Below are 17669 nucleotides of genomic sequence, written 5' to 3'. Positions count from 1 at the left end.
TCCCGCGAGCCGTTACGCTTGCGGGAAGACGGCGGCCGGAATGCCTTGATCGGTTGGACGATATTCACCGGGGCCCGGCGGCCCCGGATAGCCATGAGTGCGCTGTGCTTGAACTCATTGTCATTTCGACCCTGAACGGCGTGCTGTTCGGCATGCTGCTGTTTCTGCTGTCGAGCGGGCTGACCGTCATCTTCAGCATGATGGGCGTGCTCAACTTCGCTCATGCCAGCTTCTACATGCTGGGCGCCTTCTTCGGCTTCCAGCTCACCAAATGGATCGGCTTCTGGCCGGCGCTGGTGCTGGCACCTCTGCTGGTCGGTGCCATCGGCATGGCGGTGGAGCGCTATGGCCTGCGCAACACCCACAAGCACGGCCATGTCGCCGAGCTCTTGCTGACGTTTGGTCTGGCGTTCGCGATCGAAGAGATCGTCTCGATGATCTGGGGCAAGAGCCCGCTCGACTATCGCGTGCCGGCGCTGCTCGATTTCCCGGCCTTCACGATCTTCTCGACCAACTATCCCGCCTACAAGATCTTCATGCTGGCCGTGTCGGTCATCATCTTCGTGGCGCTGCTGATCGTGCTCAAGCGCACCCGCGTCGGCCTCATCGTGCAGGCGGCGCTGACGCATCCGCACATGGTCGGGCATCTCGGCCACAATGTCGGACGCGTCTTCATGGCAGTGTTCGGGGTCGGTAGCGCGCTGGCCGCCCTTGCCGGCGTCATTGCAGGTCCTGCTTTGGTGACGCAGTCCGACATGGCCGCCTCGCTCGGGCCCATCCTGTTCGTGGTCATCGTGTTCGGCGGCCTCGGCTCGTTGCCTGGCGCCTTCATCGCCTCGCTCGTCATCGGACTGGTCCAGACCTTCGCAGTGGCGCTCGATGGTTCGCTGGCGAGTGCCTTCGGCCCGCTCGATCCGTCCTCGGGTCCCTCCGTTCTCACCGATGTCTGGAACGTCACGATCGCGCAGGTCGCACCGATCGTTCCCTATGTCCTGCTGGTGCTCATTCTGATCGTGCGGCCCATGGGCCTGATGGGGACGCGTGAGACATGACCACTGCTGCGACCTCGACCTCCAAAATGGCGGCAGAGCCCGCTGGTGGGCTGCGCTTCTACGGCGTCTGGCTGCTCGGCATCCTCGTGCTGATCGTGCTGCCGATGATCTTCTCGTCGGGCGGCTCGCTGACCTCGTTCAGCCTGATCGGCATCGCGATCGTGTTCGCGCTATCCTACAACATCCTGCTTGGCCAGACCGGCCTGCTCTCGTTCGGCCACGCCGTACACTATGGCCTCGGCGGTTTCGCGGCGTGCCATATGATGAACGCGGTGGTGTCGCATGGCTGGCCGATCCCGCTGCCGTTCATTCCGTTGTTCGGCGGGCTCGGCGGCCTCGCCTTTGCCGTCATCATCGGCTGGGTCATGACCAAGCGCGCCGGCACGGTGTTTGCGATGATCTCGCTCGGCATCGGTGAACTCGTGGCGTCGTCCTCCCTGATCCTGCGCTCGGTGTTCGGCGGCGAGTCCGGCATCACCACGGACCGCACGGCGCTGCCGAAGATGCTGGGCTGGTCGTTCGGGCCGCAGCTTCAGGTCTATTACCTGATCGCGTTCTGGCTCGTGCTGTCGGCGATCGCGATGTACGCGCTGACGCGGACGCCGCTCGGGCGGATCTGCAACGCAGTCCGCGACAATCCGGAGCGCGTCCAGTTCATCGGCTACGATCCGCACGTCGTCCGCTACATCGCCTTCTGCTTTGCCGGGTTCTTCGCCGGCATCGCGGGTGGTCTTGCCGCGATCAACTTCGAGATCGCGAACTCCGCCTATCTCGGCGCGATCCAGTCCGGCCTCGTGCTGTTCTCGACCTTCATCGGCGGTACCGCGTTTTTCTTCGGTCCGATCCTGGGCGCCATCCTCGTCACCTATCTGCAGCTGGGACTGACCAATCTCACCACGGCCTGGCAGCTCTATTTCGGCATCATCTTCATCGGCATCGTGATGTACTCGCCGGGCGGCATCGCCGGCCTGTTGATGATGCATCGGCCGTTGATCCGCGCCGGAACGCTGTGGACGGTGATCCCGTCTTATCTCGTCGCTGTGGTCCCGACGGTTGCCCTGGCTTGCGGGGTGATCCTCGCGATCGAGACCGTCGCGCGTTTCTCCGGCGGCGATCCCATCAACCTGTTCGGCATTGCCTTTATCGCGACATCGCCGGTGACATGGCTCACCGCGGCAATTCTCGTCGTCGGCGGTTTCTTCGTCGCGCGGCTGGCCTGGCGGCGGATCGCGGAGGCATGGGACAAGGCTGCGACGGTGGCGCGTGACCGGGGGTATCTGGCATGAGCGGAGCGGTCTCTGCAGCCATCGAAGTCCGTGCCGTCGAAAAGCGCTTCGGCAATGTCGGCATCATCCGCGATCTCAATCTCAGCGTCGCCAAGGGTGAGCGCCACGCCATCATCGGCCCGAACGGCGCCGGCAAGTCGACGACCTTCAACCTGATCAGCGGCCACATCGCGCCGACCTCGGGCGAGGTGAGGCTGAACGGCGATCTGATTTCCGGCCTTCGGCCGTTCGAAATCAACCGCCGTGGCCTGTCGCGCTCGTTCCAGGTCACCAACGTGTTCGCGCGCATGACGGTGTGGGAGAACGTCCGTTGCGCCGTGCTGTGGGCGACGGGACACCGCTACGCGTTCTGGAAGAACGTCGACAGCCTGCCCGAAGTGCGCGAGCGCACGGCCCAGATTCTCGACGATATTCATCTGACGCACCGGCGTGACGTTCCTGCCGGGCTGCTCACCTATGCCGAGCAGCGCGAGCTGGAGATCGGCATCACCATCGCGAGCGGCGCCACCGTCGTCATGCTGGACGAGCCGACCGCGGGCATGAGCCACGCCGAGACCGACCGCGCCGTAGCGCTGATCCGGCGGCTGACCGAAGGCAAGACGCTCGTCATCGTCGAGCACGACATGAGCGTCGTGTTCGGTCTCGCCGACCGCATCTCGGTGCTGGTCTACGGCCACATCATCACCTCGGGCACGCCGGAAGAGATCCGCCGCGATCCCAAGGTCAAGGAAGCCTATCTCGGCGAGGAAGCGCACTGATGCTCGAGGTCAGGGATCTCCACGCCTATTACGGCAAGAGCCACATCCTCCAGGGCGTCGACCTCGACGTCGGCGCCGGCGAGGTCGTGAGCCTGCTCGGTCGCAACGGCGTCGGCCGCTCCACCACGGTCAAGGCGATCATGGGCGAGGTCGCCCCGCAAGGCACGATCCGCTTCAAGGGCAAGGACATCGCCGGCCTGCCGAGCTACAAGATCGCGCGCCTCGGGCTCGGCTATGTGCCTGAACATCGCGACATCTTCCCGAGCCTGACGGTTCGCCAAAATCTCGTGCTCGGTATCAAGGATACGCGCCGTCCCGGCAAATGGCGCCTCCAGGATATGCTCGACATGTTCCCGAACCTCGCCGCGCGCGCCGATACCGCGGCGGGCGTGCTGTCCGGCGGCGAGAAGCAGATGCTGACGACGTGCCGGACGCTGATGGGCGACCCTGACCTGATCATGATCGACGAGCCCACCGAGGGGCTCGCGCCGCTGATCGTGCAGCAGGTCGGCGATCTCATCGCCCGTATCGCGCAGGCCGGCGTCGCCATTCTCCTGGTCGAGCAGAAGCTGTCGATCGCGATGCGCATCTCCAAGCGCGTCTACATCATGGGCCACGGCCGCGTCGTCTTCGAGGGCACGCCTGACGAGCTCAAGGCCAACGCCGCCGTGCGGCAGGAATGGCTCGAGGTCTGACCGACGACCAGCACACCGGCGTACTGCCGACGCAACCTCTGTGATTCCGGTCACACCTGTGCCGCCCCTCTAAAAGCGGACATTCCGCCGCATCCCGCCTCGGTCACCGCTAGCTCCGCCCGGCCTCGGCCGTGAACCGCCTTCCGCCCGCACGGACCCTCGTATAAGAGAGTTTCGTCGCCGGGACGGACTGAATATCGCCAAATACGGAACAGATGGTGGCTGCGAATTCTTAATCCAAAGGCCGCAATCTGACCGATGATGGACCTAATGCGGACAGGCAACCGGGGAATGGCATGAAAGACCTGATGACGACGGCGCAATCCCATCGGGTGATCCGGCGTTGGGGGACCCCCGGAATTGTGATGTTCGCGGCGGCGGTCGCTTTGGCCGCCCCCAGCCAAATCCTCGCTGCCAAGCAGCCGCGCCAGGCCGCCGAGGCGGTGGCGCCGCGCGACGCGGGCGAGCCGATCATGGCGATCGTGTCGCTCAAGAGCCAGCAGGTGACCTTCTACGATTCCGAGGGCTGGATCCTGCGCGCGCCAGTCTCGACCGGCACGACCGGACGCGAGACGCCCGCCGGCGTCTTTGCCGTCATCGAGAAGGACAGGGATCACCACTCGACCATGTATGACGATGCCTGGATGCCGAACATGCAGCGCATCACCTGGAACGGCATCGCGTTGCACGGCGGGCCGCTGCCCGGCTATGCCGCCTCGCACGGCTGCGTGCGCATGCCCTTCGGTTTCGCCGAAAACCTGTTCGACAAGACCAGCATCGGCATGCGGGTGATCATCTCGCCGAACGACGCCGCTCCGGTCGATTTCTCGCACCCCTCGCTGTTCGTGCCGAGCAAGGAGGCCATCGCGGCGGTTCCGGCGCGTGCCGCCAAGCTCTCCGCGGAAGCGGAGGAAGCCGCGAGCGCGGCCGACGAGGCCAAGAAGGCCGCAGCAGCGGCGGCGAAAGAGGCGCAATCGTTGCCGGCGTCGCTGCGCAAGCTCGAGCAGCAGAAAGCCCGCGCCGACGCCGAGAACGCCTATGCCGACAAGCTGGTTGCGAACGCCAGGACTGACCAGGCCAAGGCAAAGGCCGATGAGTTGAAGCAGAAGGCTGCGACCAAGGCTGCGGATGCGACAACCCAGCTCGATGCCGCCAAGGCCGCCGCGCAGCCCAAGCGTGACGCCGTTGCCGCCACCAAGGAGGCGTTCAAGGCCGCCGCGGCCAAGAAGGCCGAGGCCGTGAAGGCCGCGACGGACGCAAAACTCGCGATGGAGCCGGTCTCTGTCTACATCAGCCGTGCAACGCAGAAGCTTTACGTGCGCCGCAACACGCACAAGCCGGCGCCGGATGGCGGTGGCGAGGTGTTCGACACCAGCATCGAGGTTCCCGTCACCATCCGCAATCCCGACCAGCCGCTCGGCACGCACATCTTCACGGCGATGGCGAAGAACGACACGGGCCTGCGCTGGAGCGTCGTCTCCATCGACGACGGCGACAACGCCAAGGACGCGCTCGACCGCATCACCATCCCGCGGGAGGTTTGGGATCGTATCGGGCCGACCGCGCTGCCGCGCTCGTCGATCATCGTCTCGGACGAGCCGCTCAGCGGCGAGACAAACTACCGCACCGAGTTCGTCGCGGTGCTGAGCAACCATCCGCAAGGCGGCTTCATCACGCGCAAGCCGACCGCACCGCCGGTGGAAATGGCGAGCGACGATGGCTGGGGCGGCGGCTATGGCGGAAACGGCTTCTTCTTCTTTGGGCAGCGCGATCCGCAACCCGTCAGTCCGCGCCGCCGCAGCGGCCAGTACCAGTACTTTCAGCCGCCACAGCCGATGCAGCGGAGCTTTTGGTAAGCCCCTGATGGGGTCCACGGCCCCGCTTCACGGCCTTGCCGTGATCACCAAGGCCTGAATCTTCGCCTCGACAGGCCCCGAGCCGTGGCGTTTTCGGATCGCCTCGGCAACGGCGTCGGTCGCGGCCTCGAGCTTGCTCGCATCCCTGGCCTCGATCTCGCCGCGCAGCGGCGTGCCCTGGCAATACGCGATCGCGACATAGTCAGCGCTCGGCCCGCGGCTCATCGCTATCAGCGTCTCGATCGAGATGTCCTTGAAGCCCGCGCGTTCGAGATCGGCCTTGATGACGGCCTTGTCGTGATAGCCGTGCGGCGTCCGCGCCATGAACAGCGGCGGATCGTCGGGAAACATCTTGCCGAGCGCGACGGTCGCATCATCCGCGAACACATTGTCCTGGATGCGGTCCCAGACGCTGAACAGGTAGGTACCATCAGGCTTCAACACCCGTTTCGCCTCGGCGTAACCTTTGCTGCGATCCGGAAAGAACATGGCGCCGAACTGGCAGCAGACGACGTCGAACGTGGAATCGTCGAAGGGCAGGGCCAGCGCATCGGCCTGACGCCAGCACATGCGGGGATCTTCCCCCTGACGCTGCTTTGCGACCGCGAGCATCGGCTCGTTGAGGTCAGTTGCGACATAGCGGATACCGGCAGGCAGCCGTGCCGCCACGGCCCGCGTCACCGCCCCGGTGCCGGCTGCGATCTCGAGCAAGTCTGCTGGGGATAGCGCGGCGATGCGTCTCGCAAGGTCGTCGGCATAGACGGAGAAGATCAGCGGAACCAGATATTCATCGTAGAGTTTCGGGACCGAGCCGGCGAAAACCTTGTCAGCCGCAGACATGCTTACCTCGCTGAACTCTGGGACAGGAAGGGGGGAGACGCTAGCACGGATCGCGCGGCCGGCAACGGCGTGGCGCGTCCTGTCATTCGGCAAGCGAGGAAGCCTATGACGCCCCGCCACCCACTTCCCGGATCGGCCGCGTGCCGTCCCAGCTCAAAGCCGCCTGCCTTACCTTTTCGAAGAACGGTCCCTTGGTGCCGCTGATGTCGGAGATTTCGATGATCGTGCCCGGATGGGCCTGCGTGTCGAAATAGGCGAAGCGTCCCTTGTCACCGCCGATCTGGCCCTCGTGGCCGATCCTGTAGCCGAGCCCGATCGCCTTGTCGTAGAGCGCCTGGTAGTCGTGGCTCCAGTACGACATGTGCTGGAGGCCTTCATGGCCGGCGTCCAGAAACTCCTTGTAAAGCGAAGGCGCATCGTTGCGCTGCTGGATCAGCTCGATCTGGAGATCGCCGGAATTGGCGAGCGCAATGCTCATCTCGACGGACGAGTCCTCGCCGCGATGACGGAACCAGTCGGTCTTGACCCGGTCCATGTAATACCAGGGACCGACGCCCATCACGTCGATCCAGTGCGTCATCGCGGCGTGGATGTCCCGCACCACATATCCGTTCTGGCGCACCGCGCCGAAGATGCGGCTCATGCCCGCGCTCCCGCTGTCGACCCACTCACTTGAGCTCGATCGTCGCGGCGGTTGACTAGCGAAACGATCGGTCGTTAGTCAACAGTCATGGCTGTCCACCCAAGGGAGAAAACCGTGGCAAGGCTGCCCCTGATTGATCCGGAGACGACGGGGGGCGACATCCGCGCCTCGTTCGACCGCATGCCGGTCAAGCTCAACATCTTTCGGATGATGGCCCATGCCGAGGCCAACATGATCCCCGCGATGCGTCTCGGCAATTCGATCCTGCACAAGCAGAAGCTCTCGGCCGTCAACCGCGAGCTTTTGATCTTGCAGGCCGCCCAGCTCGAAGGCGGCGCCTATGAGTGGCGCCAGCACGTCCCCATCGCGCTCGGCGTCGGCTGCACGCAGGCCCAGGTCGATGCGGTGGAACGCGGCGATTACGAGGCGGTCGCGCTGAACGAGGCGGAGCGAGCCTTGCTGAAATTCGGCCGCGAGGTGGTCGAGAACGTCCGCGTGCCCGACGCCATCTTCGCCGCTGCTCGCGCACATTTCAGCGATCAGGAGATCGTCGAATCCATCGTCACGCTCGGCTTCTACATGATGATGGCGCGCGTTACCGAGGCGACTGAAACCGATCTCGATCCCGCGGCCGGCATGAAGGTCTATGACAGCGGCAGGAAATAGCCGGCTGAGATGACGGAGGCATTCGTTCGCTTGGGCGTTCACATGAAGACCACGCTGCTGAAATCCGAAGACTACACCCGCTCGCCATGGAAGAACGGTGGCGGCATCTTGACCGACATCGCCGATGCGCACCGGCCCGGTACGACCGAGAAGGATTGGGACAGCCTGCTGTGGCGCTTTGCTGCCACGCCGATCGTGGCGCCGGGCCCGTTCTCCCACATGCCTGGTATCGATCGCCTGCAGATGGTGGTCCGCGGGCGCGGGCTGGTGCTGAAAGCGCCGGGGCAGCAATTCGACGAGCGCGAGCCGTTCACCACCGTCCGCTTCGCAGGCGAGATGGAGATCGTGACGGAGCTCGAAGCCGGCCCGGTCGAGGTCGTCAATCTGATGGCGCGGCGCGGTGCGGCGGAGATCGAGCTTTTGGCGCTCCGTGAGCCCTGCGAGCGGCCGCTCACCGCCGGCACGCATCTGGTCTATGCGGTATCAGGCGATTGCGGCATTCGTCTCAATAGCGAGGCATTTGTCATTCCCGGCGGCAACACGCTGAAGATCGAGCTCACCGCGGCGTCCAGGTTGACGCTCGTTTCGGGGCTGACTGTGCTGGGGTCGATCCGGCTGGTCGGCTAGACGACGATCCTTCGAGTGCGCACAATCCGTGCAACTGGCCAGGTTGACGCGGCCGATCCGGAACACGATATCTGCGGGGATCAAGATCGCCGCTGAAGGCCAGGATATGAACGCGCCAGACAGGATTCCCTCCGCCACGCAAGCCGCCGGCGTCGTCGATTGGCTGACCAACGGTACGCGCGACCAGCGCTTCATCGACAACATCTTTGCCGAGATGTGCATCCGCCTTCAGCAGGCCGGCATTCCCCTCAAGCGGGCGACGCTTCACGTCCAGATCCAGCATCCGCAATGGCTGGGGGCCCGCATCATGTGGTCCGATGGCATGCGCGAGGCCGAGATCGGGCGGGTCGACTTCGATGTGAGGGAGCGCTCGGAATATATCGGCAGCCCCGCCAACGAGCTGATCGATGGCGCCACCGAAGTGCGCGAGAATCTCGAACGCGATCCGGCGCTCGGCCGCAAGCATGCGCTCTATGACGAGATGCGGGCCAAGGGCCTCACCGACTACGTCGCCTGGCCGCTCTATCACACGCTCGGCAAGCGTCATCTCATCACGTTCGCGACCGACCGGCCCGGCGGTTTCGGCGATTCGCACCTCGCCGCTCTCAAGAGCGTGCTGCCGGTGCTGGCGCTGGTCAGCGAGATCCGCATCAAGAACCGCTTGGCGCGCACGCTGCTGGAGACCTATGTCGGATCCCATGCCGGCGAGCTGATTCTCGCCGGTGCCACACGGCGCGGCACCGGCACAACGGTAAGCGCCGCGATCATGATCTGTGACTTGCGTGATTTTACGAAGATTTCCGACAACTGGCCGCGCGACGACGTCATCGATCTTCTCAACGACTATTTCGATGCGATGTCTGACCCGATCGCGCGGCATGGCGGCGAGATCCTGAAGTTCATCGGCGATGGCCTGCTCGCGATCTTTCCGCTCAGTCAGCCCAATGCCTGCGCCAATCTCTTGCGCGCCGTCACCGAGGCCCGTCAGGCGATGGCCGCGCTGAACGAGCGCAACCAGGGCACCGGCCGTGCGCCTTTGAACTACGGCATCGGCGTCCATGTCGGCGACGTCATGTACGGCAATATCGGTTCGACCAGCCGGCTCGACTTCACCGTGATCGGTCCTGCCGTCAACATGGCCTCGCGGCTCGAGGCGCTCACCAAGCAGGTCGGCAAGCCGGTGCTGCTGTCGCGCGACTTTGCCGAGCTGGTCACGCCGGAGTTCGCGCTCGAGCGAGTCGGCCAGCACGCGGTCCGCGGCTTCAGCGAGCCGATCGAGCTGTTTGCGTTTGAGCCCGGCGCGGGAGCGTAACCGTCGCACTGCTCGAGCGCGCGCTGTTGCCAAGGCGCGAGCGTCCAACTACGCTCCAGGTCCGCGAAATGGTCCAGCGGTTGGCCCGCAAACTCATGCCCAAATTCCTCCGCATCGGTCTCCATCAGTCGAACGTCTCAGGATACACGTCGAAGGCGTGGTGTGTGCGGCGGGTCGGCTCGGCGGTGTTCCTGAAATGGGGCGCCGTCGAAGTTCAGGGCGCCGGGAAGAGCCGCAAGGTTTACTGGACGCGCCTGCCGCAGGAGAAGACGATCCGTTGTGGTACCGCGCAGCGCGCCCAGGACTACACCAAATCCGCGATCGCGCGGCGGCGCAGCCATGACTATGAACCGCTAAGCGGTGCCATCGTGGCCCGGCGCAAATCCGCCAATGGCAGCGCCGAGCTCAAGCAGGCGCTCGCCACGATCCTGATCGTCGACATCGTGGGCTCCACGGCAAAGGCCGCCAAGCTCGGCGATGCGCGCTGGACCAAGGTGATGGGCCTGTATTACGCCGCGGTCCGCAAGGAGCTGAAGTCGTCGCGCGGCAAGGAAGTCGTGACGACCGGCGACGGCGTGCTCGCGACCTTCAAGGTGCCGGCCGCCGGCATCAATTGCGCGACCGCGATCCGGAAGGCCGTGCGCACGCTCGGCCTCGACATCAGGGTCGGCCTGCACGCCGGCGAATACACGATCAGCGGCGGCGAGATGGTCGGTCTCGCCTTCCACATCGGCACCCGCGTTGCCGCCAAGGCGCGTGCCGGCGAGGTCCTGGTCTCGAGCGCGGTGAAGGACCTGCTCGCGGCGCAATCCCAGATCCGCCTCACCGATCACGGCAGCCACCAGCTCAAGGGCGTGCCGACGCGGTGGCGGTTGTATCGGGTGGAAGGTTGACGGGAGCCATCCCCACTCGCCAAGACCCTGGCCCCTAAAGCCCGGTGCTGTCCTCGTTCAAAGAAAGAGACCGCCTCGACGGCGGCCTCTCTCCTCTCTTCTTACCAGCGATCGGGACCGACGCCGATCGTGACGCCCGGGCCGTCATATCCATATCCGCGATCGTAGTAGCCGCGGTCATAATAGCCATAGCCGCGGGCCGGCGCCTGATAATAGCCGTAGCTGTCGCGCCACCTTGCGTGGCGATGGTGGCGACAATCTCCGACGCCGGCCATCAACTGACCGCCGCTCATGGCGGGCCCCTCTGCGCCGACGGCGTAGCTGCCTGAGCTCGTGCAGGGACCCGGGCCTTGCGCGAAGCTCGGGGTCGCCACGGCACTCGCCGCGATGGCCGCTGCGATGACGCCAATGCTTGGAACGATCTTCATGTCTGTCCTCCAGTTTTGACCACGGACCAACGACGCCCCGCCGTTGACGTTCCCCGCAGCGGGCTCGGTTCCAGCGACGTTCTGGGTCGCGCTGCATCAACTGGATGGCGGAGTTCCGTGGATGTCGCGCTCGGCCAGGAACTGACTGATGGCGTCGAAGGCCTGCATACGGTTCTTTTCGAGAAGCACCATATGGGTGCCTTCGCCGATCTCGACCCACCGCCGGTATGGCGCCCGTGTGAGCGAGCGGAAGAAGTCCTGGGTCGACGCCGTGGTCACGTCGCGGTCCCATTCGGCGTGAACGAGCAGCACCGGAACGCGAATGTCATTCGCGTCATAGAACGCTTTGCCCGCGCCCCAGTAATCGCGGATGTCCTGGATCGGACCGTTCACCGCGCGCATCACGCGAGGGCGCTCGGCGTTGCCCTGTGGATCCGTTGCGAGCGAGGCCTCCGCCCAACGCTCGAACCAGCCCTCCGGAATCAGGCTCGCGCGGGCGGCTTCCGGCGCAGCCGCGAGCCAGCGCTCCCTGAAATCGAGCACGGGGACCTTGCGGTAGGCGCCGAGCGCGCCGCCGGAATCGATCGGAGCGGGGGCGTTCAGCAGCCACAGCGGCGCGATCAGTGCGAGCTTCTGGACCTTGTCGTTATTGTCAGCGGCATAGGCACCGGCAACCGATCCGCCCCAGGACATCGCGACGAGATTAAGGCGCGGGATGCCGCGACGTGCAAGGATATGCTCGACCGCGCTGGCGAGGTCGCGCACCGCGACGTCGGTGCGAACAAGGGGCGCCGAGTCCTGCGCCGGCGCGTCCATTTCCGGCGGCCGGGTCGATCCGCCATAGCCGCGCACGTCGAGTGCGAAGACATCGTAGCCCTGCGCGGCGAGATGATCCATGAATGAGCGGCCGCCAAGCGGCACATCGAAAAGGCTTGCCGAGGAATAGGTCGCGCCATGAACCAGCAGGACGGTCCGCTCGGCAGGGAAAGTCTTGCGTGCGCTCGCGCGCTTGTTGCGAAGGTGAAGCGAAATGCCGACGGTGTCGCTCGGGATCATGAGATCCTCGACCACGAGGTCGGGTTTGTATCCTTGTGCACGAACGGTCTGGTCCATCGTCATTCTCCTTTCTGTCAGAGGAATTGCCAGCCGAAGCGCTCGCCGCTGCGCGTGATGCGGCCGGCCGAGGACTGCGCGAAATGAGTGGTGAACACCGTCGCCCCGCTCTCGGCCGCGTCTTCGAGCACGATGCTGCGCGAGCGCAGCGCGGCTTCCGGGAATTCGCAGAAGCAGGAATTGAGCGACGGCTCATAGACCTGGAGTGGGTGGTGCATCACGTCGCCCGCGAACAGCGCTCTCTCGCCACGCGAGACGAGACGGATGGAGGCGTGGTCGACGCTATGGCCTGGCGTCGGGATGAACGAAATTCCCTCGAGAACCTCGCTGCCATCGACCGTCACCAGCCGTGCCAGGCCGGCATCGATCACCGGACGCACGCTGTCGTCATAGACGCGATCGGCGGGCTTTCGCAGGGCAGGGCCCAATGCGGGATCCGCTGCCGGCTCGTCGCCATCAGCCAGGCCTTCGCCATAGGCCTGCTCGATACGAGAGAAGATGTAGCTCGCGTTGGGGAACGTCGGCATCCAGCGACCATCGACAAGCCTCGTGTTCCAGCCGACATGATCGGCGTGGACGTGGGTGAGGAGCACGTAGTCGACATCTTCAGGCGTGATGCCCGCAGCCGCCAGCCGCGCGAGGAAAGGTTCGTTGAGCCGGTGCAGCGGCGGTATGTCGGGCCTGTTCTTGTCGTTGCCGGTGGCCGTATCGATCAGGATCGTGTGGTGCGGCGTTTTGACGAGCCAACTGTGGATACTCTGGATGAATGTGCCGGTCGCAGGATCGAACGAGCCGGCCTCGAGCCGCGCCTGCTGGCGCTGCAGTGCCTCCGGGTCCGCGCCGGGATAGAGCGCGTCGAACTGAAACGCTGCCAACGCCAATTCGTCGATCCGCGTGATGGCTGCATCGCCGATATGATAAGTCTTCGTCACTGAGGCGTCCTCCGCTTCGATCGGCGCCCGGCGCGGCGTGATTGCCGACGTCCCGGACCTGCCGCCGTGGCCGTGAGGTACGAGCCGGCCTGCGCTCGCGGGAGGGCGGTGGGCTCGATACGTCCCATCGATGCCGGTGATATCCGGTCTTCCAGCGGTCTGCCTTTTCATGGCCGCGTGAAGGCCTTAAGCCTTTCTCATCGCGGTTCATTCGGCCGCGCCCTCAGACGGAGATGCCTCGATGGCGGATGTCGAACGCAGTCCGGGCCGGCCGGCCGATGATTCCGATCTCGCCGAGATCGACCTCGGCCTGCTGCTCGCTCTGGAGGCGCTCCTGCGCGAGCGCAACGTCACCCGCGCGGCGTCGCGGCTGAACATCGGGCAGCCGGCGCTGTCGGCCCGGCTGAACCGGCTGCGGCAGGTGTTCGCCGACCCGCTGTTCGTACCTGCGGCGGCGGGCCGCGGCGTGGTGCCGACGACGAGGGCAGTGGAGCTGCAGACGGAACTTGCCGAGGTGCTCGGCAGGCTGCGCCGGATGGTGGAGGGACCGGCCGCCTTCGATCCCGCGCGAGACCAGCGCACCTTTGTCGTGGCCATTCACGAGAATCCGGCCGTGACGCTGGCGCCAGGCTTCGTTGCGCAGCTAACGGCGATGGCTCCGCGCACGCGGCTCGCCCTCGTCCACCCCACGCCCGACATCGTCGATCGCCTCGAACGTGGCGAGATCGATATTCTGGTGACGGGGCCCGACCGGATCAGCGGCGAGCTGATGCAGCGACCGCTCTTCGAGGACAGCTTCCTCACCGCGCAACGGAAGGGCCACCCGCGCGGAACAGGCACGCTCGATCTCGACACGTTTTGTGAGCTCGACCATCTGCTGATCTCCGCGGACGGCGGCGGCTTTGCTGGTCTGGTCGACGACGCGCTGACCGCGCTCGGCCGCTCCAGGCGCGTCGCGGTCTCGATTCAGACCTATGCGCTGGCCCCGGTCATCCTTGCGCACAGCGATTGCATCTGCACCCTGCCGCGGCGATTTCTGATGCGCTTCGCCCACGAGCTCGATCTCATCCCTCCGCCGCTCGATCTGCCGCCCGCACGCATCGTCGCGCTGTGGCACCCGCGCAACCAGGAGGACGCAGGTCATGCCTGGTTGCGCGACCGCCTCTATCAGGCGGCTGCCGCCAATTGAGTGCGAGCCGATATCACGCCGCTACGTTCGGTCGCCCGCGAAGTGTGATGCTCAGCTCGACAGCAGCGCACGTGCGGCGCGGGCAAGGCGGCGACCGACGGTCTTCTGCCGAAGTGCCTCCGTCCAGTCGAACATGCTCGAATTGACATCATAGTCGCCGCGCTGGGCGTCCGGTATCGCGCCGGCCACGATTCGGGCGATCAGATGTGGCAATTCCCGATAGAATTTATCCGTGCGATACGGTGGATGGAGCGAGTAGAGCCCGGCTCCTGAACCGAGAAAGTCTACGCGGGAAAGCCCGTTGCGGATCATGGCCGCGGAGATGATCTCCTCGGCCGGCATCGTCAGTGGCGACTGGCGAAACAATTTTGCGCGGATCCGGCGCCGGAGATTGGGACGCACCAGGCCGAGTGCGCCGATCGATGCATCGAATTTGTTTTGATCCAGAACGAAGATCCGCGTGCTCACGGTGCGGAAGCGGTAGGCCGGGTAGGCGGCGGCGAGCCGCTCGGGCGGTTGGATATCGGTCAGCCCCGGGAACGCTCCATGCAAATCGCCGAGCGTGCCGTCAGCGCGGGGCGGACCAGGAAGTGGTCCGGCGAACAGCGCGTCCGGCGTCGTCTTCAGCCAGCCGATCGCCTCCTCAAGCCAGACCTGGCTGCCGCCGCCGAACAGCATGTCGCTATCCATATGAACCACATAGTCCGCGTTCGCCTTCAGCAGGCCGTAGAAATAGGCATGGAACGGTCCGCCATCGAAGGCCTTTTCGGGATAGGCACGACTTGCCGAGAAATAACGCTGCCGCACGGACTCGAGCGCCACCGGCGAATAGTCCACCTCGGAAATTTCCGCCTTCGGCGACTCTCGTGCGATGGCCTCCAGCAGGGCAAACAGGCGTCCGCGGCTCGCCTCGTAGGCGTCGCCGGTGTAGCGTCCGCTCTTGCTCTGCCTGGTGTCGACGGTGAAGACGATGCGATCGACCTGATCGCCCCAGACCTCGAGTTGATGCGGAAGCGTGTGGACCGCATGGCGCACGTCCAGCGGATGCAAATTGATCTGAAGCGCGGATCTGACCTGCATCTCATCTTTCCTTGCCGCCGAACTGATCGACCACCTAATTTTATCAAGGAAGGCCTTCTGCAGAAGCCAATTCGCACTGCTTCGTTAATAAACCGCGGCAGATCGCCAACCTGGTTGGAGTTGCTCGACGGGCGATCGCCGGGCCGTTCAATCCGCTCGGCGCCGAAAAGATCAAAAATTGACGTTCGGTTAACAAGGCTGCGGTAACCATCGATGTCTTTACCCTGATCGTGACCGAGAGGAACCGCAGCGGATGCAAGGCGCCGAACTGGCTGACGGGCACGATCGAGGCTTCGCTGAAGCCGTGCGGACGGCGCTGGCAAAGCTGGATGTCCTCGATTGTCTCCGCTGCGCCGTGGTCGTGGCAACCTTGCTCTGTGTGCTGGTCACACTCGAGCCGTTCAAGGATTTGACTGTCATCGACGATGCTTCCGGCAAGCTCGCCGCCACCTATCTTTGCTTCGCCGCCCTCGCTGTGACGGGTGTGCTGCTGTCAGTACCGCGAAATGTCGCGGCCTTCAGGACGCTCTGCACGGCGCTGCATCTATGTTTTCTCGGCTGGATGGCACTCAATATCCTTCTTTCCGAAAATCCGGCGATCTCGCTGCAGCGATTTGCCTTGACTGCGAGCGTCATATCGCTCGCCATCATGATGCCCCTGCTGCCCCCGAGCCTCAGGTCCTTCAATCGATGCTTCGCGGTGGCGGCAATCGGCCTCCTGCTGCTCTGTTATCTCGGGGTGATGCTGGCGCCCGTTGTTTCAGTCCACAATGCAGCTGATGCGGCAGAGCCGGGGCTCGCAGGCGACTGGCGAGGAACTTTCGAGCACAAGAACGTCGCCTCGCCCGTCATGGCGATCCTGGTTTATTTTGGGGCGTATCTGATCTCGGCGGGAGCGTTTCTATCCGGACCGGCAATCCTTGTTCTTGCCGCCGTCTTCCTGTTTTTTACGGGCGGGAAGACGGCCAGCATGCTTTGCCTGGTCGTCTGGGCCGTGGCGTCGGTGGTCGGGGCAACGAAGGGTTTGTGGCAGAAATGCGTGATCTGCTTCGTGCCGCTACTTCTGATGAATCTGCTGACCGTCGGCAGCGTCGCCATCCCGCAACTGATACCGCTCACCAACGCGCTTCCCATCGATACGACCTTTACCGGGCGCACCGAAGTCTGGGAGTTCGCCCTCGGCGCGGTCGCCGCAAGGCCCTTCGCTGGCCACGGCTATGCGGCTTTCTGGGACGGCGTGAAGGACAAGAAGACCGAGCAGGGGTCCGAGTGGGTGGCCACGGCGGCCCACAGTCATAACAGCTACCTCGATCTCGCCGTCACCATCGGCTTGCCGGGGTTGATTCTCGTCGTTCTCATCTTCGTATGCGCGCCCCTGAAGAATTTCCACGTGGTCCAGAGCCGTGGCACCGGCCAGTCCCTCGCCAGGTTTTGCCTGGTGGTGTGGCTGTTCGGACTTTACTACGGGACGACGGAAACGTTCTTGCTCGACCGCCAGAATCCGATGTGGTTCATGTTCGTGGTCGCGGTCGTCGGCTTGCATTTTCTCGCGCGATTTGGCGTGAGATATTGAACCCTATGCTGTCTTGCCCGCCGCTGCGGCTTCCCAACCTGGTTCGACGGGGACCATGTACCAGGTCGTCAACACGACCTTGGAAAACAGCCACCGGCCGTTCTCTCTGACGTATTCGTCGTCGAAGCGGCCGCCGACCAGGATGCTTTTGCCGTTGAGGACGGGACGGCCGTCGAGATGGCTATAACCTTTGCCGCGGTCGCCATCGATTTCCACGACGTGCGCGTGGATGAACTGGCGTGCCCATTTGATCGGAAAGTTGATGAAGAAGGACCGGATCGCCTCGCGGCCGGTGACGGATGGCCGGCCGCCGTAGGAAACGGTGGCATTCTCCGAAAAAAGATCCGCCAGTTCAGCTACCCGGTGCTGATTGACGTATTCGTGGTAGGTGCAGCGGAGCGTCCGGATGGCCTCCCGATCGTCATGCTGGGCCAGGCGTAGCTCGAGCGCGTGGATCCTTGCCCGCAGGTCAGCCACATCGTCTGAATTGGTCATGGTCCATCCCTTGTCGTTACGAGGTTGTCCGGCTTGTGGCGACGGTGATCACCGATGATGTCGCGGAGCGATCGGGGTCGGCCGTCAGACCATCAATCGCTTGCTCAAGAGCCTCGAACAGGATGGAATCGCGACCGCGAGGTACACGTCCGTTACGATTCACGACCTGGAGGCCATCGAGCGTCTCGGCTCGAGCGAGGATGTCGACGGCTAGGCACGGAATGACCGTTG

Annotated in this window: 19 protein-coding genes; 12 read left to right on the top strand and 7 right to left on the bottom strand. The window is 64.5% G+C overall.

Annotated elements, in window-relative coordinates:
* Positions 1-104: 104 nt before the first annotated feature.
* The 5 genes from BM222_RS25015 to BM222_RS24995 all read left to right on the top strand — a co-directional run bounded on the left by BM222_RS25015 (position 105) and on the right by BM222_RS24995 (position 5647).
* A complete protein-coding gene (locus tag BM222_RS25015) occupies positions 105-1052 on the top strand; it encodes a branched-chain amino acid ABC transporter permease (RefSeq protein ID WP_092233627.1) in 948 nt (315 codons plus the stop codon).
* On the top strand, positions 1049-2338 hold the full coding sequence (locus BM222_RS25010) for a branched-chain amino acid ABC transporter permease (protein WP_092233623.1): 1290 nt from the start codon (positions 1049-1051) through the stop codon (positions 2336-2338). Before BM222_RS25015 ends, BM222_RS25010 begins: the two co-directional genes overlap by 4 nt.
* The gene (locus BM222_RS25005; protein ID WP_092233620.1) at positions 2335-3096 is read left to right on the top strand and encodes an ABC transporter ATP-binding protein; all 762 of its coding nucleotides are present in this window, start codon (positions 2335-2337) and stop codon (positions 3094-3096) included. Before BM222_RS25010 ends, BM222_RS25005 begins: the two co-directional genes overlap by 4 nt.
* Entirely contained in the window at positions 3096-3791 is a 696-nt protein-coding gene (locus BM222_RS25000; protein WP_092233617.1) for an ABC transporter ATP-binding protein, read from the top strand. The genes BM222_RS25005 and BM222_RS25000 overlap by 1 nt, the downstream gene beginning before the upstream one ends.
* A gap of 296 nt (positions 3792-4087) precedes the next feature.
* The gene (locus BM222_RS24995; RefSeq protein ID WP_092233615.1) at positions 4088-5647 is read left to right on the top strand and encodes a L,D-transpeptidase; all 1560 of its coding nucleotides are present in this window, start codon (positions 4088-4090) and stop codon (positions 5645-5647) included.
* Positions 5648-5674: 27 nt separating this feature from the next.
* On the opposite strand, the gene BM222_RS24990 is transcribed toward BM222_RS24995, so the two are convergent.
* Together BM222_RS24990 and BM222_RS24985 are read right to left on the bottom strand one after the other, a co-directional pair.
* Entirely contained in the window at positions 5675-6487 is an 813-nt protein-coding gene (locus tag BM222_RS24990) for a class I SAM-dependent methyltransferase (RefSeq protein ID WP_092233612.1), read from the bottom strand.
* Between the two features lie 103 nt (positions 6488-6590).
* Positions 6591-7130 (bottom strand): VOC family protein, encoded by a 540-nt coding sequence (locus BM222_RS24985; RefSeq protein WP_092233609.1) that lies wholly within the window; start codon positions 7128-7130, stop codon positions 6591-6593.
* Between the two features lie 114 nt (positions 7131-7244).
* Between BM222_RS24985 and BM222_RS24980 the strand changes: the two genes are divergently transcribed.
* The 4 genes from BM222_RS24980 (at position 7245) to BM222_RS24965 (ending at position 10628) form a co-directional block, all read left to right on the top strand.
* Positions 7245-7796 carry a carboxymuconolactone decarboxylase family protein gene (locus tag BM222_RS24980; protein WP_177243444.1) on the top strand — a complete coding sequence of 184 codons (552 nt, stop codon included), beginning with the start codon at positions 7245-7247 and terminating at the stop codon, positions 7794-7796.
* 42 nt (positions 7797-7838) lie between these two features.
* Positions 7839-8423 carry a HutD/Ves family protein gene (locus tag BM222_RS24975; protein WP_177243452.1) on the top strand — a complete coding sequence of 195 codons (585 nt, stop codon included), beginning with the start codon at positions 7839-7841 and terminating at the stop codon, positions 8421-8423.
* A gap of 106 nt (positions 8424-8529) precedes the next feature.
* A complete protein-coding gene (locus tag BM222_RS24970) occupies positions 8530-9735 on the top strand; it encodes an adenylate/guanylate cyclase domain-containing protein (protein WP_177243443.1) in 1206 nt (401 codons plus the stop codon).
* 95 nt (positions 9736-9830) lie between these two features.
* Complete coding sequence (locus BM222_RS24965) at positions 9831-10628, top strand: adenylate/guanylate cyclase domain-containing protein (RefSeq protein ID WP_092233787.1); 798 nt, start codon at positions 9831-9833, stop codon at positions 10626-10628.
* Between the two features lie 101 nt (positions 10629-10729).
* Here BM222_RS24965 and BM222_RS24960 read toward each other — a convergent pair whose 3' ends face one another.
* The 3 genes from BM222_RS24960 to BM222_RS24950 all read right to left on the bottom strand — a co-directional run bounded on the left by BM222_RS24960 (position 10730) and on the right by BM222_RS24950 (position 13101).
* Complete coding sequence (locus tag BM222_RS24960; protein WP_092233597.1) at positions 10730-11056, bottom strand: hypothetical protein; 327 nt, start codon at positions 11054-11056, stop codon at positions 10730-10732.
* Positions 11057-11152: 96 nt separating this feature from the next.
* Entirely contained in the window at positions 11153-12169 is a 1017-nt protein-coding gene (locus BM222_RS24955; protein ID WP_092233784.1) for an alpha/beta hydrolase, read from the bottom strand.
* Positions 12170-12186: 17 nt separating this feature from the next.
* Positions 12187-13101, bottom strand: a complete 915-nt coding sequence (locus BM222_RS24950; RefSeq protein WP_244547233.1) for an MBL fold metallo-hydrolase — start codon at positions 13099-13101, stop codon at positions 12187-12189.
* A 241-nt stretch (positions 13102-13342) separates the two neighbouring features.
* On the opposite strand from BM222_RS24950, the gene BM222_RS24945 reads away from it, so the two are divergent.
* Positions 13343-14290, top strand: coding sequence for a LysR family transcriptional regulator (locus tag BM222_RS24945; protein WP_092233594.1), 948 nt, complete (start codon positions 13343-13345; stop codon positions 14288-14290).
* Between the two features lie 51 nt (positions 14291-14341).
* Here the strand turns inward: BM222_RS24945 and BM222_RS24940 are convergent, their stop codons facing one another.
* Complete coding sequence (locus BM222_RS24940) at positions 14342-15370, bottom strand: hypothetical protein (protein ID WP_092233592.1); 1029 nt, start codon at positions 15368-15370, stop codon at positions 14342-14344.
* Between the two features lie 253 nt (positions 15371-15623).
* Here BM222_RS24940 and BM222_RS24935 point away from each other — a divergent pair, with 253 nt between their 5' ends.
* Complete coding sequence (locus BM222_RS24935; RefSeq protein WP_092233590.1) at positions 15624-16943, top strand: O-antigen ligase family protein; 1320 nt, start codon at positions 15624-15626, stop codon at positions 16941-16943.
* Between the two features lie 3 nt (positions 16944-16946).
* Here the strand turns inward: BM222_RS24935 and BM222_RS24930 are convergent, their stop codons facing one another.
* Positions 16947-17438 (bottom strand): nuclear transport factor 2 family protein, encoded by a 492-nt coding sequence (locus BM222_RS24930; protein ID WP_092233587.1) that lies wholly within the window; start codon positions 17436-17438, stop codon positions 16947-16949.
* Positions 17439-17508: 70 nt separating this feature from the next.
* On the opposite strand from BM222_RS24930, the gene BM222_RS43370 reads away from it, so the two are divergent.
* The gene (locus tag BM222_RS43370) at positions 17509-17652 is read left to right on the top strand and encodes a helix-turn-helix domain-containing protein (RefSeq protein ID WP_092233584.1); all 144 of its coding nucleotides are present in this window, start codon (positions 17509-17511) and stop codon (positions 17650-17652) included.
* The last annotated feature ends 17 nt before the right edge of the window (positions 17653-17669 follow it).

Origin of the sequence: Bradyrhizobium sp. Gha, assembly GCF_900113735.1 — a bacterium.
Taxonomy (GTDB): Bacteria; Pseudomonadota; Alphaproteobacteria; order Rhizobiales; family Xanthobacteraceae; genus Bradyrhizobium.
The sequence above is the reverse complement of the archived record's forward strand: the minus strand, read 5'-3'. Positions and strand labels throughout refer to the sequence as shown.

What these genes read in the sequence shown, in the direction of transcription:
- BM222_RS25000 (WP_092233617.1), top strand. Translation starts at nt 3,096, where the DNA reads ATGCTCGAGGTCAGGGATCTCCACGCCTATTACGGCAAGAGCCACATC.
- BM222_RS24960 (WP_092233597.1), bottom strand. Translation starts at nt 11,056, where the DNA reads ATGAAGATCGTTCCAAGCATTGGCGTCATCGCAGCGGCCATCGCGGCG.
- BM222_RS24945 (WP_092233594.1), top strand. Translation starts at nt 13,343, where the DNA reads ATGGCGGATGTCGAACGCAGTCCGGGCCGGCCGGCCGATGATTCCGAT.
- BM222_RS25010 (WP_092233623.1), top strand. Translation starts at nt 1,049, where the DNA reads ATGACCACTGCTGCGACCTCGACCTCCAAAATGGCGGCAGAGCCCGCT.
- BM222_RS24965 (WP_092233787.1), top strand. Translation starts at nt 9,831, where the DNA reads ATGCCCAAATTCCTCCGCATCGGTCTCCATCAGTCGAACGTCTCAGGA.
- BM222_RS24935 (WP_092233590.1), top strand. Translation starts at nt 15,624, where the DNA reads ATGCAAGGCGCCGAACTGGCTGACGGGCACGATCGAGGCTTCGCTGAA.
- BM222_RS24970 (WP_177243443.1), top strand. Translation starts at nt 8,530, where the DNA reads ATGAACGCGCCAGACAGGATTCCCTCCGCCACGCAAGCCGCCGGCGTC.
- BM222_RS24940 (WP_092233592.1), bottom strand. Translation starts at nt 15,370, where the DNA reads ATGCAGGTCAGATCCGCGCTTCAGATCAATTTGCATCCGCTGGACGTG.
- BM222_RS24975 (WP_177243452.1), top strand. Translation starts at nt 7,839, where the DNA reads ATGAAGACCACGCTGCTGAAATCCGAAGACTACACCCGCTCGCCATGG.
- BM222_RS24990 (WP_092233612.1), bottom strand. Translation starts at nt 6,487, where the DNA reads ATGTCTGCGGCTGACAAGGTTTTCGCCGGCTCGGTCCCGAAACTCTAC.
- BM222_RS24995 (WP_092233615.1), top strand. Translation starts at nt 4,088, where the DNA reads ATGAAAGACCTGATGACGACGGCGCAATCCCATCGGGTGATCCGGCGT.
- BM222_RS24955 (WP_092233784.1), bottom strand. Translation starts at nt 12,169, where the DNA reads ATGGACCAGACCGTTCGTGCACAAGGATACAAACCCGACCTCGTGGTC.
- BM222_RS25005 (WP_092233620.1), top strand. Translation starts at nt 2,335, where the DNA reads ATGAGCGGAGCGGTCTCTGCAGCCATCGAAGTCCGTGCCGTCGAAAAG.
- BM222_RS24930 (WP_092233587.1), bottom strand. Translation starts at nt 17,438, where the DNA reads ATGACCAATTCAGACGATGTGGCTGACCTGCGGGCAAGGATCCACGCG.
- BM222_RS24985 (WP_092233609.1), bottom strand. Translation starts at nt 7,130, where the DNA reads ATGAGCCGCATCTTCGGCGCGGTGCGCCAGAACGGATATGTGGTGCGG.